This window comes from Kitasatospora sp. P5_F3 (assembly GCF_054049135.1).
Genome location: NZ_JBFUMY010000003.1, coordinates 23130 through 38061 on the forward strand (window position 1 = coordinate 23130; position 14932 = coordinate 38061).

Annotated in this window: 15 protein-coding genes; 13 read left to right on the plus strand and 2 right to left on the minus strand. The window is 70.8% G+C overall.

Translation table 11 applies throughout. The features are described 5' to 3' along the window. Window positions 1-31: 31 nt before the first annotated feature. From ACXJMZ_RS01790 to ACXJMZ_RS01800, 3 genes are read left to right on the plus strand one after another with little or no spacing between them, the layout of a single operon-like run. Window positions 32-970 carry a carbohydrate ABC transporter permease gene (locus tag ACXJMZ_RS01790; RefSeq protein WP_457028181.1) on the plus strand — a complete coding sequence of 313 codons (939 nt, stop codon included), beginning with the start codon at window positions 32-34 and terminating at the stop codon, window positions 968-970. A 20-nt stretch (window positions 971-990) separates the two neighbouring features. Beyond that, window positions 991-1821 carry a carbohydrate ABC transporter permease gene (locus ACXJMZ_RS01795; protein ID WP_457028182.1) on the plus strand — a complete coding sequence of 277 codons (831 nt, stop codon included), beginning with the start codon at window positions 991-993 and terminating at the stop codon, window positions 1819-1821. A 32-nt stretch (window positions 1822-1853) separates the two neighbouring features. Beyond that, window positions 1854-3278, plus strand: a complete 1425-nt coding sequence (locus tag ACXJMZ_RS01800) for a GH1 family beta-glucosidase (RefSeq protein ID WP_457028183.1) — start codon at window positions 1854-1856, stop codon at window positions 3276-3278. On the opposite strand, the gene rsgA is transcribed toward ACXJMZ_RS01800, so the two are convergent. Further along, entirely contained in the window at window positions 3164-4297 is a 1134-nt protein-coding gene (gene rsgA / locus ACXJMZ_RS01805) for a ribosome small subunit-dependent GTPase A (RefSeq protein WP_457028184.1), read from the minus strand. The two genes, ACXJMZ_RS01800 and rsgA, sit on opposite strands and share 115 nt — an antisense overlap. Before the next feature lie 308 nt (window positions 4298-4605). Beyond that, a complete protein-coding gene (locus ACXJMZ_RS01810) occupies window positions 4606-5856 on the minus strand; it encodes a YihY/virulence factor BrkB family protein (protein ID WP_457028185.1) in 1251 nt (416 codons plus the stop codon). Between the two features lie 168 nt (window positions 5857-6024). Here ACXJMZ_RS01810 and ACXJMZ_RS01815 point away from each other — a divergent pair, with 168 nt between their 5' ends. The 10 genes from ACXJMZ_RS01815 to ACXJMZ_RS01860 all read left to right on the plus strand — a co-directional run bounded on the left by ACXJMZ_RS01815 (window position 6025) and on the right by ACXJMZ_RS01860 (window position 14929). After that, window positions 6025-6108 carry a putative leader peptide gene (locus ACXJMZ_RS01815; RefSeq protein ID WP_310593185.1) on the plus strand — a complete coding sequence of 28 codons (84 nt, stop codon included), beginning with the start codon at window positions 6025-6027 and terminating at the stop codon, window positions 6106-6108. Window positions 6109-6293: 185 nt separating this feature from the next. Further along, window positions 6294-8018: a nitrite/sulfite reductase gene (locus tag ACXJMZ_RS01820; RefSeq protein WP_457028186.1), complete on the plus strand. Its 1725-nt coding sequence runs from the start codon at window positions 6294-6296 to the stop codon at window positions 8016-8018. Further along, window positions 8015-8191, plus strand: a complete 177-nt coding sequence (locus tag ACXJMZ_RS01825) for an IS1 family transposase (protein WP_184921116.1) — start codon at window positions 8015-8017, stop codon at window positions 8189-8191. The genes ACXJMZ_RS01820 and ACXJMZ_RS01825 overlap by 4 nt, the downstream gene beginning before the upstream one ends. Beyond that, complete coding sequence (locus tag ACXJMZ_RS01830) at window positions 8175-8873, plus strand: phosphoadenylyl-sulfate reductase (RefSeq protein ID WP_457028187.1); 699 nt, start codon at window positions 8175-8177, stop codon at window positions 8871-8873. The genes ACXJMZ_RS01825 and ACXJMZ_RS01830 overlap by 17 nt, the downstream gene beginning before the upstream one ends. 40 nt (window positions 8874-8913) lie before the next feature. After that, entirely contained in the window at window positions 8914-9513 is a 600-nt protein-coding gene (gene cysC / locus ACXJMZ_RS01835; RefSeq protein WP_082598235.1) for an adenylyl-sulfate kinase, read from the plus strand. Continuing rightward, window positions 9510-10445 carry a sulfate adenylyltransferase subunit CysD gene (gene cysD / locus ACXJMZ_RS01840; RefSeq protein ID WP_457028188.1) on the plus strand — a complete coding sequence of 312 codons (936 nt, stop codon included), beginning with the start codon at window positions 9510-9512 and terminating at the stop codon, window positions 10443-10445. Before cysC ends, cysD begins: the two co-directional genes overlap by 4 nt. Window positions 10446-10447: 2 nt before the next feature. Beyond that, on the plus strand, window positions 10448-11761 hold the full coding sequence (locus ACXJMZ_RS01845) for a sulfate adenylyltransferase subunit 1 (RefSeq protein WP_457028189.1): 1314 nt from the start codon (window positions 10448-10450) through the stop codon (window positions 11759-11761). Window positions 11762-11989: 228 nt separating this feature from the next. After that, complete coding sequence (locus ACXJMZ_RS01850) at window positions 11990-13111, plus strand: aliphatic sulfonate ABC transporter substrate-binding protein (protein WP_457028190.1); 1122 nt, start codon at window positions 11990-11992, stop codon at window positions 13109-13111. A gap of 134 nt (window positions 13112-13245) precedes the next feature. Next, window positions 13246-14049, plus strand: a complete 804-nt coding sequence (locus ACXJMZ_RS01855; RefSeq protein ID WP_457028191.1) for an ABC transporter ATP-binding protein — start codon at window positions 13246-13248, stop codon at window positions 14047-14049. Beyond that, entirely contained in the window at window positions 14036-14929 is an 894-nt protein-coding gene (locus ACXJMZ_RS01860) for an ABC transporter permease (RefSeq protein WP_457028192.1), read from the plus strand. The genes ACXJMZ_RS01855 and ACXJMZ_RS01860 overlap by 14 nt, the downstream gene beginning before the upstream one ends. The last annotated feature ends 3 nt before the right edge of the window (window positions 14930-14932 follow it).

Consider the following 14932-nt stretch of genomic DNA (forward strand, 5'->3'; position numbering starts at 1 on the left):
CCCGGGCCGGGGTGACCACCGAAGGACCACCATGGCCACTCTCTCCGCCCCGCTGCGCAGCTCGCAGCCCGCGACCGCGCGGCCGCGCCGGGGTGCCCGGCTCGCCCCGTACGGCTTTCTCGCCCCGTTCTTCGTCCTGTTCGCGGCCTTCGGCCTGTTCCCGTTGCTGTACACGGCCTATGTGTCGCTGCACCGGGTGGAGTTGCAGACCTCGGACCGGATGGACTGGCTGGGGCTCCAGAACTACACCCGGCTGTTCGAGGACCCGTTCTTCTGGAACGCGCTGGGCAACACCTTCACCATCGGGCTGCTCTCCACCGTCCCGCAGCTGCTGCTCGCGCTCGGTCTGGCCCACCTGCTCAACTACCGCCTGCGCGGCCGGACTTTCTTCCGGGTCGCGATGCTGATGCCGTACGCCACCTCGGTCGCGGCGGCCACCCTGGTCTTCGCCCAGCTGTTCGGCCGGGACTACGGGCTGATCAACTGGGCGCTCTCCACCGTGGGGTTGAGCCCGGTCGACTGGCAGGCGAACACCTGGGCCTCGCAGTTCGGCGTCTCCCTGATCGTCACCTGGCGGTGGACCGGCTACAACGCGCTGATCTACCTGGCCGGCATGCAGTCCATCCCGCAGGAGCTGTACGAGTCGGCGGCCGTCGACGGTGCCTCCCGCTGGCAGCAGTTCCGGCACATCACGGTGCCCGGGCTGCGGCCGACCATCGTCTTCACCGTGGTGGTCTCCACCATCGGCGCCACCCAGCTGTTCGGCGAACCACTGCTGTACGAGGGCAACTCGGGCGGCGGCATCTCGCACCAGTACCAGACCCTCGGGCTCTACATGTACGAGCAGGGCTGGACCTTCTTCCACCTGGGCCGGGCCGCCGCCGTGGCCTGGGTGATGTTCCTGCTGATCGTCGTGCTGGCCCTGGTCAACGCGGCCATCGCGGCCCGGCGCAACCGTACGGACCGGTGACCCCCGTGAAGAGAAGCTCCGTGAAGAGACGTTCCCCGCTCCAGGGCGGCCCGCTCGCCTACGGCGTGCTGATCGCCGCCACCCTGGTCTTCGTCTTCCCGTTCTACTGGACGCTGGTGGCCGCGAGCCGCTCCAACTCCGAGCTCAGCGCGGCCACTCCGGCGCTCACCCCGGGGCCGAACCTGTTCCACAACATCGGCGAGGCGCTGCAACAGGCCGCCATCGGTACGGCGTTGGTGAACTCGCTGGTCGTCTCGGCGGCGGTCACCGCCGGGGTGGTGCTCTCCTCCACCCTGGCCGGCTTCGCCTTCGCCAAACTCCGGTTCCGGGGGCGGGGGTTGCTGCTGGCGATCACGGTCGGCACGATGATGATCCCGCCGCAGCTCGGGGTGATCCCGCTGTTCATGGTGATCGTGAAGCTGGACCTGCAGAACAAGCTGCCCTCGGTCATCCTGCCCGCGCTGGTCTCCGCCTTCGGGGTCTTCTTCATGCGGCAGTTCCTGGTCCAGGCACTGCCGGACGAGCTGATCGAGGCGGGCCGGATGGACGGCGCGTCGAGTCTGCGGATCTTCTGGTCGATCGTGCTGCCGGTGGCCCGTCCCGGGATGGCCGTGCTCGGCATGCTCACCTTCATGGCCACCTGGAACGACTTCTTCTGGCCGATCGTGGCCTTGAGTTCGCAGAACCCCACCGTCCAGGTCGCCCTCAAGTCGCTCGGCCAGGGCTACGTCCCGGACCAGTCGATCATCATGGCCGGCACGCTGGTCGGCACCCTCCCCGTGCTGGTGGTCTTCGCGCTGCTGGGCCGTCAGATCGTCGGCGGCATCATGCAGGGCGCCGTCAAGGGCTGACACACCTACTCTGAGTACCCATGGAAGGCGACATGTCCGTAGAAGCCCTACCGGCCCCCGTCCGCACCGACTTCCCCGCCGGATTCGTCTGGGGCGCGGCCACCGCCGCGTACCAGATCGAGGGCGCCGCCGCCGAGGGCGGCCGCACCCCGTCCATCTGGGACACCTTCAGCCGCACCCCCGGCAAGGTCCGCAACGGCGACACCGGCGACATCGCCGCTGACCACTACCACCGCTACCGCGAGGACGTCGCGCTGATGGCCGAACTCGGCCTGGGCGCCTACCGGTTCTCGCTGGCCTGGCCGCGCATCCAGCCCGCCGGGAGCGGTCCGGCCAACGAGGCCGGTCTTGACTTCTACGACCGGCTGGTGGACGAGCTGCTGGCCAACGGCATCACCCCGGTCGCCACCCTCTACCACTGGGACCTGCCGCAGACCCTCGAGGACCAGGGCGGCTGGCTGAACCGCGACACCGCCTACCGGTTCGCCGAGTACGCGAGCCTGACGGCCCGTCGGCTGGGCGACCGGATCGGCACCTGGACCACCTTGAACGAGCCGTGGTGCAGCGCCTTCCTGGGCTACGGCTCCGGTGTCCACGCCCCCGGCCGGACCAGCCCGGCCGAGGCGCTGACGGCCCATCACCATCTGTTGCTGGCCCACGGGTTGGGCGTCGCGGCACTGCGGGCCGAGCTGCCGGCCACCGCGCAGGTCTCGCTCACCCTCAACCTGGCCGCGGTCCGCCCGCTCACCGCGGACCCGGCCGACCTGGACGCGGCCCGCCGGATCGACGGGCTGGCCAACCGGATCTTCCTCGACCCGGTGTTCCACGGCAGCTACCCCGCCGACGTGCTGGCCGACACGGCGGAGGTGACCGACTGGTCCTTCGTCCACGACGGCGACCTCGCCGAGATCTCCCGCCCGATCGACTCGCTCGGCATCAACTACTACACGCCGACCGTGGTGGCGGCCGACGACCCGGAGCACCCCGCGCCGCGCCAGGACGGCCACGCCGGCGAGCTCTCCCCCTGGCCCGCCGACACCGGCGTCCGCTTCCTGCCCGCCGAGGGCAGCCGGACCGCGATGGGCTGGCCGGTGGACGCGGACGGCCTGTACGAGCTGCTCACCCGGCTGCGCGACGACCTGCCGGGGCTGCCGCTGCTGGTCACCGAGAACGGCGCCGCGTACGACGACTACAGCGACCCCACCGGCGCGGTGCACGACCCGGAGCGGGTGGCCTACCTGCACGGGCACCTGGACGCGGTCCGCCGGGCGGCGGCGGACGGTGTGCCGGTGTGCGGCTACTTCCTCTGGTCGCTGCTGGACAACTTCGAGTGGGCGTACGGCTACGGCAAGCGGTTCGGCATGGTGCACGTCGACTTCGCCAGCCAGCGCCGGACGCCGAAGGACAGCGCCCGCTGGTACGCGGAGGTGATCCGCACCGGGCGACTGCCGCGCTGAGCGGACCCGGACGTGGGGGGGGGGGGGGGGGGGGGGGGGGGGGGGGGGGGGGGGGGGGGGGGGGGGGGGGGGGGGGGGGCACCGTCCTCGATCGCGGCCCGCACGGCGCAGCCGGGCTCGGAGTTGTGCCCGCAGTCGTGGAACCGGCAGTCCTCGGCCAGGTCCTCGATCTCGGAGAAGGCCTGCGCGAGGCCCTCGCCGCCGAACAGACCTGCGCCTCGCAGACCGGGGGTGTCGATCACCACGCCACCGCCGGGCAGCGGAATCATCTCGCGGGTGGTGGTGGTGTGCCGGCCCTTCTCGTCCACCACGCGGGTCTGCTGCACCACCATGGAGTCGGTGTTGCTGAGTGCGTTGGTGAGCGTGGACTTGCCGGCACCGGACTGGCCGATCAGCGCGCTGGTGGCGCCCATGCAGGCGCGCAGCACGTCGAGGCCGTCGCCGGTCTCGGCGCTGACCACCACCACGGCCACGCCGGGGGCGATCTGCTCGACGTCGGCCTTGACGAACTCGGCGTCGTCCACCAGGTCGCCCTTGGTGAGCACGACCACCGGATCGGCGCCGGACTCCCAGGCGAGCGCCAGGAAGCGTTCGATCCGGCCGAGGTCGGGGTCGGCGGCGAGCGAGGCCGCGATCAGCACGGTGTCGACGTTGGCCGCCAGCACCTGACCCTCGGAGCGGTTGCCCGCTCCCTTGCGGATGATCGCGGTGGAGCGCGGCAGCAGGGCCGAGACGGTCGGCATCGGGGCAGCCGTCAGGTCGACGCCCACCCAGTCGCCGGTGCAGGCCCAGTTGATCGGGTCGGGGTCACGGACCGGCCGGATGTCGGCGCGGACGGTGTGCAGTTCCGCCGACTCGGGGTCGGCGAACAGCACGTCGCACATCCCCCGGTCGACCCGGGTGATCCGCGCAGGGGTGAGCCCGCCCTCGGCGAGGGGGGCGAAGAGCTCGTCGAGCTCGGAAGTCCAGCCGTAGTCGGCGAAGACAGGGGTGTGCAGAGAAACGGATGCGTGAAGCAACGCGGTGGGGCCCTTCGGGAGGAATGCTTTCCCGGCGGGCGGCGGCTGCTGCGTGGAGTTCTGTTACTGCGTCAGCCGACGGCCGGGACGGGGAGGGGTGTGCGCGAGCTGCCCTGGGCAGCCGTGACCTGGGTGACAGCCACGAGGCTCACCTCCTGTTTCCGTACTCGGCCCGCTTCTTCCACGGGCGCCAACAGACGAACACGCTAGTGGGTCGGCGCGCCGACCCGCATCCCATTTATGACCTGCGGTTTCCTCGGCGGGCCGGGCCACCTCCGACGGCAAGACCGCCGTCTCGGATGCTGAGATCAGATCCCGTCCCACGGGCCGCGCGGGGCCGGCCGGTCGGTGTCCGGGGGCGGCGGCGGGCTGCGGCGGTGATGGGGGCCCTCGGAGGAGATCCGGCCGCGCACGTTGCCCGGCGCCAGGAAGTCGGCCCAGCGCTCGGGGTACTCGGACGGCGGGTGGCCCTCGTCGTCATCGTCCTCGTCCTCCTCCACGCCCTCGGCCAGGCCGAGCTCGCGGGCCAGCCGGGCCCGCTCCACCGCACGCCGGGCGGTGACCTCGCGGACCACCGCGGCGGCCGCCTCCTCGCTGGCCCGCTCGTTCTCGGCCCGGGCGTCGGCGGTCTGCACGGTCGGCCAGCGGCGGTCTATGGCGGCGTTCATCGCGGCGCCGATCAGCACCGCGAGCGCGACCACGCCGATCCACAGCAGCACCGCGACCGGCGCGGCCAGCGAGCCGTACACCGAGCGGCCCTCGACCGAGCTGACCAGGTAGATCCGCAGCAGTACCGAGCAGACCACCAGCACCACCAGGGCGACCAGCGCGCCCGGGATGTCCTCCCGCCAGGGCGTGGAGACCGGGACGGCCACGTGGTAGAGCGTGGTGAGGAAGACGATCAGCAGGGTGATCGCCACCGGCCAGTACAGCGCGTCGATCAGTCCCGACCACTCCGGCAGCGCGTTCAGCACCAGCCCGGGGCCGGTCAGCAGCAGCGGCAGCACCAGCGAGCCGATCACCAGCGCGCCGAGGTAGAGGCCGAGCGACATCATCCGGGTCTTGACCAGGCCGCGCTTGCCGTCCAGGCCGTACATCACGGTGATGGTGTCGATGAAGATGTAGAGCGCCCGGGAGCCGGACCAGAGCGAGAGCAGGAAGCCGATCGAGATCAGGTCGGGCCGGCCGCCGTCGGCGAAGACGCTGTCCAGTAGCGGCCGGACGGTCTGGTTCACCGAGCTGGGCGAGAGCACCGCGCTGGCGGCGGTGATGATGTCCTCCTCCAGCCGCTCGATGGTGCCCGCCCCGAGGATGTCGTCGAGGTAGCCCAGGGTGCCCGCCAGGCAGAGCAGCAGCGGGGGGATGGAGAGCAGGGTGAAGAACGCCGCCTCGGCCGCGAGCCCGGTCACCCGGTACTCGACACAGGTGTTGGTGGTGTCCTTGAGCAGGCTCCAGAGCGTCTGACGCCACGTCGACCGCCGCGCCCGCCGCCCGCCCTTGCCTCGTCGTCGCGAGGGCCGCTCGGCTGTCGTCCTGGTGGTTTCCCCTGCTGGCTGCACGCCCCTACGGTATCGGTCGGCGGACGGTGAGCCGACGAGGCGCCTGACACACCCTCAACAGGGGCTCCGGCGTGCCGCGCAGCGCCACGGTCTCACCCTGTGAAACCATTCCGTCCACTATGCGGACGATAGTGGACCGGGGACAGTGCGCCGTGCGAATCTCTTGCCATGCCGAGCGCCGGAACCACCCTAGTAGGTCGACTTCACGTCGATCTCCTTCGCGTGTCCAGCGCCATCTGTCCGGTGACCTGAGCCCTACCCCGCCGCCACCACCGCACCCCCGGCGCGTACCACCTCGCCGTCCCCGCCGCAGCGGATGTGCGAGCCCCCGGCAAGGTCACTGCTTCCCAAGTCCTCGCGGAACACCGCAGGTCACAGCAGGGCCACGCCTGGATGCTCACAGCCGCCACCAGAGCCACTGCCGTAAGGACTTCACCATGGCCCCCACTCCCGAACCGGTCGAGCCCCCGGKCGACGCCGCCCCGGCGCGCCGGCCCGCCGCCGCCCGCAAGGTGACCCGCCACCGTGGCGAGGGCCAGTGGGGCATGGGGCACCGCACCCCGCTCAACCCCAACGAGCAGTTCAAGAAGGACGACGACGGTCTCAACGTGCGGACACGCATTGAGACGGTCTACGCCCAGCAGGGTTTCGCCTCGATCGACCCGGCCGACCTGCGCGGCCGGATGCGCTGGTGGGGTCTGTACACCCAGCGCAAGGAGGGGATCGACGGCGGCAAGACCGCGATCCTGGAGCCGCACGAGCTGGACGCCGAGTTCTTCATGCTCCGGGTCCGGATCGACGGCGGCCGCCTGACGGTGGCCCAGCTGAAGGCGATCGCCGAGGTCTCCGAGCAGTACGGCCGGGGCACCGCCGACCTGACCGACCGCCAGAACGTCCAGTACCACTGGATCCGGATCGAGGACATGCCCGCGATCTGGCAGAAGCTGGAAGCGGTCGGCCTCTCCACCACCGAGGCCTGCGGTGACACCCCGCGCGTGATCCTGGGCTCCCCGGTCGCCGGGATCGCCGAGGACGAGATCATCGACGGCACGCCCGCCATCGACGAGATCATGCGCCGGTTCATCGGCAACAAGGAGTTCTCCAACCTGCCGCGCAAGTTCAAGTCGGCGATCTCCGGGTCGCCGCTGCTGGACGTGGCGCACGAGATCAACGACATCGCCTTCGTCGGCGTCGAGCACCCCGAGCACGGCCCCGGCTTCGACCTCTGGGTCGGCGGCGGGCTCTCCACCAACCCCAAGCTGGGTGTCCGGCTCGGTGCCTGGGTGCCGCTGGACGAGGTCGCCGACGTGTACGGCGGCGTGATCGGGATCTTCCGTGACTTCGGCTACCGCCGCCTGCGCAACCGGGCCCGGTTGAAGTTCCTGGTCGCCGACTGGGGCGTGGCGAAGTTCCGCCAGGTGCTGGAGGACGACTACCTCAAGTACCAGCTGATCGACGGCCCCGCGCCGAAGGAGCCGAGCGGCACCTGGCGCGACCACGTCGGCGTGCACCGGCAGAAGGACGGCCGGTTCTACGTCGGCTTCGCTCCTCGGGTCGGCCGGGTCAACGGCAAGCTGCTCGGCCAGGTCGCCGACCTGGCCGCCGAGCACGGCTCGGACCGGCTGCGCACCACCGCCGAGCAGAAGATGATCGTGCTGGACGTCCCGGCCGACCGGGTCGAGTCGCTGGTGGCCGGCCTGGAGGCGCTGGACCTGCGGGTCACCCCCTCGCCGTTCCGGCGCGGCACGATGGCCTGCACCGGCATCGAGTACTGCAAGCTCGCCATCGTCGAGACCAAGGAGCGCGGCCGCACGCTCATCGACGAGCTGGAGACCCGCCTGCCGGACTTCGCCGAGCCGCTCACCATCAACATCAACGGCTGCCCGAACGCCTGCGCCCGGATCCAGGTCGCGGACATCGGTCTCAAGGGCCAGCTGGTGACCGACGAGAACGGCGAGCAGGTCGAGGGCTACCAGGTGCACCTGGGCGGCGCGTTGGGCCTGGAGGCCGGCTTCGGCCGCAAGGTCCGCGGCCTCAAGGTCACCAAGGACGGCCTGCCGGACTACGTCGAGCGCGTGCTGACCCGCTACCAGGCGGAGAAGAACGACGGCGAGCGGTTCGCCCAGTGGACCGCCCGGGCCAGTGAGGAGCAGCTGTCGTGAGCGAACGCGCCGCCCCCTTCCACTGCCCGTACTGCGGGGACGAGGACCTGCGTCCTTCCGAGGCCGGGCACGGGTCCTGGGAGTGCCATGGCTGCCGCCGGGCGTTCCAGCTGAAGTTCCTCGGCCTGCTGTCAACCACCAACGGGGGTACGGCACATGAGTCTCGCGACTGACTACGAGGAGCTGGCCGCCAAGGCCGCCGTCGAGCTGGAGGAGGCACCCGCGCAGGAGATCCTGCGCTGGGCCGCCGAGCACTTCGGCAAGCGGTTCTGCGTCACCTCCTCGATGGAGGACGCGGTGGTGGCCCACCTGGCCTCCGCCGTCTTCCCGGGCGTGGACGTGGTGTTCCTGGACACCGGCTACCACTTCGCCGAGACCATCGGCACCCGGGACGCGGTGGCCGCGGTGATGCCGGTCAACGTCATCACCCTCAAGCCGCTGCGGACCGTAGCCGAGCAGGACGCCGAGTACGGCGCCGACCTGCACGACCGCGACCCGGACCTGTGCTGCTCGCTGCGCAAGGTCGAGCCGCTCAACCGGGGGCTCGGCGGCTACGACGCCTGGGCCACCGGGCTGCGCCGGGACGAGTCCCCGTCGCGGGCCAACACCCCCGTGGTGGCCTGGGACGCCAAGCGCCGCAAGGTCAAGCTCGCCCCGATCGCCCGCTGGACGCAGGCGGACGTGGACGCGTACGTGGCCGCCAACGGGGTGCTGCTCAACCCGCTGCTGTGGGAGGGCTACACCTCGATCGGCTGCTCGCCGCTGTCCTGCACCGCCAAGCCGGGCGAGGGCGAGCAGGGCCGGGCCGGCCGCTGGGCCGGCTCGGGCAAGACCGAGTGCGGCATCCACCTCTGACCACCTGATCCACCGTCAACTACCTTCTGGAGATCTCACCGTGAGCACAGCCACCACCCCGGTTGCCGACGGAGCCGCAGAGGCGGCCCCGCAGGCCGCCGCCTGCGAGCTCGGCGCCACTGTGTGGCTGACCGGGCTGCCCAGTGCGGGCAAGACCACGCTGGCCTTCGCGCTGGCCGAGCGGCTGCGCGCCGAGGGCCACAAGGTCGAGGTCCTGGACGGTGACGAGATCCGCGAATTCCTTTCCAAGGGACTGGGGTTCAGCAAGGAGGACCGGCACACCAACGTGGCCCGGATCGGCTTCGTCGCCGAGAAGCTGGCCGCCAACGGTGTGAAGGTGCTCGCCCCGGTGATCGCGCCCTACGCCGACTCCCGGGCCGCGGTCCGCGAGCGGCACGCGGCGCTCGGCACCGAGTTCCTGGAGATCCACGTCGCCACCCCGGTGGAGCTCTGCTCGGAGCGCGACGTCAAGGGCCTGTACGCCAAGCAGGCCGCCGGTGAGATCTCCGGTCTCACCGGGGTCGACGACCCGTACGAGGCGCCTACGCTGCCGGAGTTGCGCCTGCAGACCCAGGGCCGCGAGGTGGCCGAGTCGGCCGCCGAGCTGTACGCCTTCCTGACCGAGAGGGGCCTCGCATGACCACCGCCACGGACAGCCTGCCGGCCACCGACAGTCCCTTCACGCTGTCCCACCTGGACGCCCTCGAAGCGGAGTCGGTGCACATCTTCCGTGAGGTGGCGGGTGAGTTCGAGCGGCCGGTGATCCTGTTCTCCGGCGGCAAGGACTCGATCGTCATGCTGCACCTGGCGCTCAAGGCGTTCTGGCCCGCACCCGTGCCGTTCACCCTGCTGCACGTGGACACCGGCCACAACTTCCCCGAGGTCATCGAGTACCGGGACCGCACCGTCGCGCAGCACAACCTGCGCCTGCACGTCGCGCACGTCCAGGACTTCATCGACGACGGCCGGCTGCGCGAGCGCCCGGACGGCACCCGCAACCCGCTGCAGACCGTCCCGCTGCTGGACGCGATCGAGTCGAACAAGTTCGACGCGGTCTTCGGCGGCGGCCGCCGGGACGAGGAGAAGGCCCGGGCCAAGGAGCGGGTGTTCTCGCTCCGCGACGAGTTCGGCGCCTGGGATCCGCGCCGCCAGCGCCCCGAGCTGTGGAGCCTGTACAACGGCAAGCACGCGGTCGGCGAGCACGTCCGGGTCTTCCCGCTCTCCAACTGGACCGAGCTGGACGTCTGGCAGTACATCGAGCGGGAGGGCATCGAGCTCCCGGAGATCTACTACGCCCACCACCGCGACGTGTTCAAGCGGGACGGCATGTGGCTGACCGCCGGCGAGTGGGGCGGCCCGAAGGAGACCGAGACGGTCGAGAACCGGCTGATCCGGTACCGCACCGTGGGCGACATGTCCTGCACCGGTGCGGTCGACTCGGACGCGGCGACCATCGCCGACGTGATCACCGAGATCGCCGCCAGCCGACTCACCGAGCGTGGCGCCACCCGAGCGGACGACAAGATGTCCGAGGCCGCCATGGAAGACCGCAAGCGCGAGGGGTACTTCTAGACATGAGCACCACCATCGAGACCAGCGCCACCTCGCTGCTCCGCTTCGCCACCGCCGGGTCCGTGGACGACGGCAAGTCGACCCTGGTCGGCCGGCTGCTGCACGACTCCAAGTCGGTACTGACGGACCAGCTGGAGGCCGTCGAGCACGCCTCCCGCAAGCGCGGTCAGGAGACCCCCGACCTGGCACTGCTCACCGACGGCCTGCGGGCCGAGCGCGAGCAGGGCATCACCATCGACGTGGCCTACCGCTACTTCGCCACCGCCCGGCGGCGGTTCATCCTGGCCGACACCCCCGGGCACGTGCAGTACACCCGGAACATGGTGACCGGCGCCTCCACCGCCGAGCTGGCCGTGGTGCTGGTGGACGCCCGCAACGGCGTGGTCGAGCAGACCCGTCGGCACGCGGCCGTCGCCGCGCTGCTGCGGGTGCCGCACGTGGTGCTGGCGGTCAACAAGATGGACCTGGTCGAGTACGCCGAGCCCGTCTTCGCCGCCATCGCCAAGGAGTTCACCGCCTACGCCGCCTCGCTGGGCGTCACCGACGTGGTGGCCGTGCCGATCTCGGCACTGGCCGGGGACAACGTGGTCGAGCCGTCCGCGCACATGGACTGGTACGGCGGCCCGACCCTGCTGGAGCACCTGGAGACGGTGTCGGTGACCACCGACCCGAGCGAGCAGCCCGCCCGCTTCCCGGTCCAGTACGTGATCCGCCCGCAGAGCGGAGAGCACCGTGACTACCGGGGCTACGCAGGCCAGTTGGCCTCCGGCGTGCTGCGGGTCGGCGACCCGGTGACGGTGCTGCCGAGCGGTCACACCACCACCGTCGCGGGCATCGACGCCCTCGGTGTGGAGACCGACATCGCCTGGGCCCCCCAGTCGGTGACGGTGCGCCTGGCCGAGGACATCGACATCTCGCGCGGCGACCTGATCGCGGGCGGCGCAACTCCCGTCCCCACCAAGGACGTCGAGGCCACCGTCTGCCACCTGAGCGACCGTCCGCTGCAGGTCGGGGCGAAGGTGCTGCTCAAGCACACCACCCGGACGGTGCGCGCCCTGGTCAAGGAGATCTCCTACCGGATCGACATCGACACCCTCGAACAGCGCTCCGGCGCCGAGGGGTTGACGGTCAACGAGATCGGCCACGTGGTGCTGCGCACCGCCGAGCCGCTCGCCCTGGACAGCTACACCGACAACCGCCGGACCGGCTCGTTCCTGCTGATCGACCCGGCCGACGGCACCACCCTCACCGCCGGCATGGCGGGCGAGGCGTTCGACACCGTACGTACCGACGCTGATGGGGAGGACTGGGTCTGATGCCCAGCGAAGCGTTCTCGGGGATGGACAAGGAAGGCGGCCGCATCGGCAGCGGCGTCCTCGGCAGTGGCCAGGGCGGACTGACGCGATGTGCAGGCGGACAGGGGCACTGACCCCCTGTCACCGGGGGTGGCCGCTTCCCACAGCAGAAGCCGCCCCCGGCTTGTCGGCACCGTTCCGTGCCTCCATCCGACTTTCTTTCTTTCCTGCATGAAGAGGACGACTTCGATGACTTCCCACCAGTTCCTCCCGGTTCGCGCCAGACGGACCGCCGTCGCCGCGGTGGCCACCCTCACCGCCCTCGGCCTGCTGACCGCCTGCGGCTACGGCTCCGAGAGCACCGACAAGGCTTCCGCCGCGCCGACCTCCTCCGGCGGGGCCAAGCTCTCCGCCGACACGGTGAAGATCGGCTACTTCGCCAACCTGACCCACGGCACCCCGCTGGTCGGCCTCAAGGAGGGCCTGATCCAGAAGGAGCTGGGCGCCACCCAGGTCAAGACCCAGATATTCAACGCCGGACCGGCCGAGATCGAGGCGCTGAACGCCGGCTCGATCGACATCGGCTGGATCGGCCCCTCCCCCGCGATCAACGGCTTCACCAAGTCCAACGGCGAGGCGCTGAAGATCATCGGCGGCTCGGCCTCGGGCGGCGTCCGACTGGTCGTCAACCCCGACAAGATCAAGTCGGTGGACGACCTCAAGGGCAAGAAGATCGCCACCCCGCAGATCGGCAACACCCAGGACGTGGCGCTGCTCAGCTTCCTGGCCGGCAAGGGCTGGAAGGTCGACGCCAACTCCGGCGCCGGTGACGTCTCGGTGGTCCGCTCGGACAACAAGGTCACCCCGGACGCCTACAAGTCGGGCTCGATCGACGGCGCCTGGGTGCCCGAGCCGACCGCCTCCAAGCTGGTCTCGCTGGGCGCGAAGGAACTGCTGAACGAGAAGTCGCTCTGGCCGGACCAGAAGTTCGTGATCACCAACATCATCGTCTCGCAGAAGTTCCTCAAGGAGCACCCGGACGTGGTGGAGGCCGTGCTGCGCGGCTCGGTGAACACCAACGCCTACATCAAGGCCAACCCGGCCAAGGCGAAGGAAGCCGCCAACGCCGCGATCAAGGAGGCTGCGGGCAACGCCCTGGAGCCCGCCGTCCTCGACCCGGCCTGGGCCGACATCGACTTCATCGACGACCCGCTGGCGTCCACCCTCCAGAAGGAGGCGGACAACGCGGTGACCGCCGGGCTGCTCAAGAAGCCGACCCTGAACGGGATCTACGACCTCACCCTGCTCAACAAGGTGCTCAAGGCGAAGAACCAGGCCGCCGTGGCGGACGCCGGGCTCGGCACCAAGTAGCAGTCCCCCCAAGCTCCGTGGTCCGTGCCCCCGCCCAGCCCAGTCGATGCCCGTCGCCGGGCCGGGCGGGGCCGGACCCCGGCTCCCAAACTTCCCGAACTTCCCGCCAGACCAGTCACCCAGGAGGTGCCCGGATGACCACGGCACTGACCACCTCGGAGCGCGCCGCGAGCGCCGGGGTCCTCGACGGCGCCCCCGCCGTCCGGATCTCGCACGTCCACAAGTCCTTCGGCCGCGCCGGCGCCGCCACCCACGTGCTGGACGACATCACCCTCGATGTCGCGCCCGGCGAGTTCGTCACCCTGCTCGGCGCCTCCGGCTGCGGCAAGTCGACCCTGCTGAACCTGGTCGCCGGACTCGACAAGCCCTCGGCCGGAAGCATCGAACTCCCCGGCCACCGCCCGGCGTTGATGTTCCAGGAGCACGCGCTCTTCCCGTGGCTGACGGCCGGCAAGAACATCGAGCTGGCGCTGCGGCTCGGCGGCACCCCGAAGGCCGAGCGGCGCGCCGAGGCCGAGCGTCTGCTCGACCTGGTCCGCCTGAACGGCGCCCACGGCAAGCGCGTCCACGAACTCTCCGGCGGCATGCGCCAGCGCGTCGCGCTGGCCCGCGCACTCGCCCAGGGCAGCGACGTACTGCTGATGGACGAGCCGTTCGCCGCCCTGGACGCGATCACCCGGGACGTCCTGCACGACGAGCTCACCCGGATCTGGGCCGAGCAGAAGCTCACCGTGCTGTTCGTCACCCACAACGTCCGCGAGGCCGTCCGCCTCGCCCAGCGGGTCGTCCTGCTCTCCTCGCGCCCCGGCCGGGTCGCCAAGGAGTGGCGGATCGACCTGCCGCAGCCCCGCCGGATCGAATCCGCCGGTGTGGCCGACCTGTCCATCGAGATCACTGACGAACTCCGTGGGGAGATCCGCCGCCATGGCCAGCACTGACACCGCCCCCGTCCTCGAGAAAAGCACCGCCGCCGACGTCGGCGCAGGTCTGGACGCACTCGACGCCGTGGTCACCCAGCGGACCCCGCTGACCACCGTGCTCCGGCAGAAGGCCCTGCCGCCACTGGTCGCGGTCGCGCTGGTCCTCGCCGTCTGGCAGCTCGCCTTCAGCCTGGAGCTGACCGACGAGTACAAGTTGCCCAGCCCCGGCATGGTCTGGGCCGCGCTGGCCGACCTGTGGGCCCAGGGCACCCTGTTCAGCATCATCTGGACCAGCCTCTGGCGCGGCCTGTCCGGCTTCGTCGCCGCCGTGATCATCGGCACCCCGATCGGCCTGCTGGTCGCCCAGGTCAAGCCGGTCCGCGCCGCCATCGGCCCGATCCTCTCCGGCCTCCAGTCGCTGCCCTCGGTCGCCTGGGTCCCCGCCGCGGTGATCTGGCTCGGTGTCAACAGCTCGACCATGTACGCGGTCATCCTGCTCGGCGCCGTCCCCTCGGTCGCCAACGGCCTGGTGGCCGGCATCGACCAGGTCCCGCCGCTACTGCTGCGCTCCGGCCGCACCATGGGCGCCACCGGTCTCGCCCGCGCCCGGCACGTGCTGCTCCCCGGCGCGCTGCCCGGCTACCTGGCCGGGCTCAAGCAGGGCTGGGCCTTCTCCTGGCGCTCGCTGATGGCCGCCGAACTCATCGCCGCCTCCCCCGACCTCGGCGTCGGCCTCGGCCGGTTCCTGGAGAACCAGCGCGAGTTCAACGACATGTCCGGCGTGCTGCTCGGCATCATCCTGATCCTGATCGTCGGCGTCGCCATCGACCTGCTGTTCTTCAGCCCGCTGGAGCGCCGCGTGCTGCGCAACCGCGGGCTGCTGGTCAGCAACCGTTAGGAC

Coding starts and splice junctions, on each gene's coding strand:
- ACXJMZ_RS01790 (WP_457028181.1), top strand. CDS start 32: ATGGCCACTCTCTCCGCCCCGCTGCGCAGCTCGCAGCCCGCGACCGCG.
- ACXJMZ_RS01800 (WP_457028183.1), top strand. CDS start 1,854: ATGTCCGTAGAAGCCCTACCGGCCCCCGTCCGCACCGACTTCCCCGCC.
- ACXJMZ_RS01815 (WP_310593185.1), top strand. CDS start 6,025: ATGCCGAGCGCCGGAACCACCCTAGTAGGTCGACTTCACGTCGATCTC.
- ACXJMZ_RS01830 (WP_457028187.1), top strand. CDS start 8,175: ATGAGTCTCGCGACTGACTACGAGGAGCTGGCCGCCAAGGCCGCCGTC.
- cysD (WP_457028188.1), top strand. CDS start 9,510: ATGACCACCGCCACGGACAGCCTGCCGGCCACCGACAGTCCCTTCACG.
- ACXJMZ_RS01845 (WP_457028189.1), top strand. CDS start 10,448: ATGAGCACCACCATCGAGACCAGCGCCACCTCGCTGCTCCGCTTCGCC.
- ACXJMZ_RS01850 (WP_457028190.1), top strand. CDS start 11,990: ATGACTTCCCACCAGTTCCTCCCGGTTCGCGCCAGACGGACCGCCGTC.
- ACXJMZ_RS01855 (WP_457028191.1), top strand. CDS start 13,246: ATGACCACGGCACTGACCACCTCGGAGCGCGCCGCGAGCGCCGGGGTC.
- ACXJMZ_RS01860 (WP_457028192.1), top strand. CDS start 14,036: ATGGCCAGCACTGACACCGCCCCCGTCCTCGAGAAAAGCACCGCCGCC.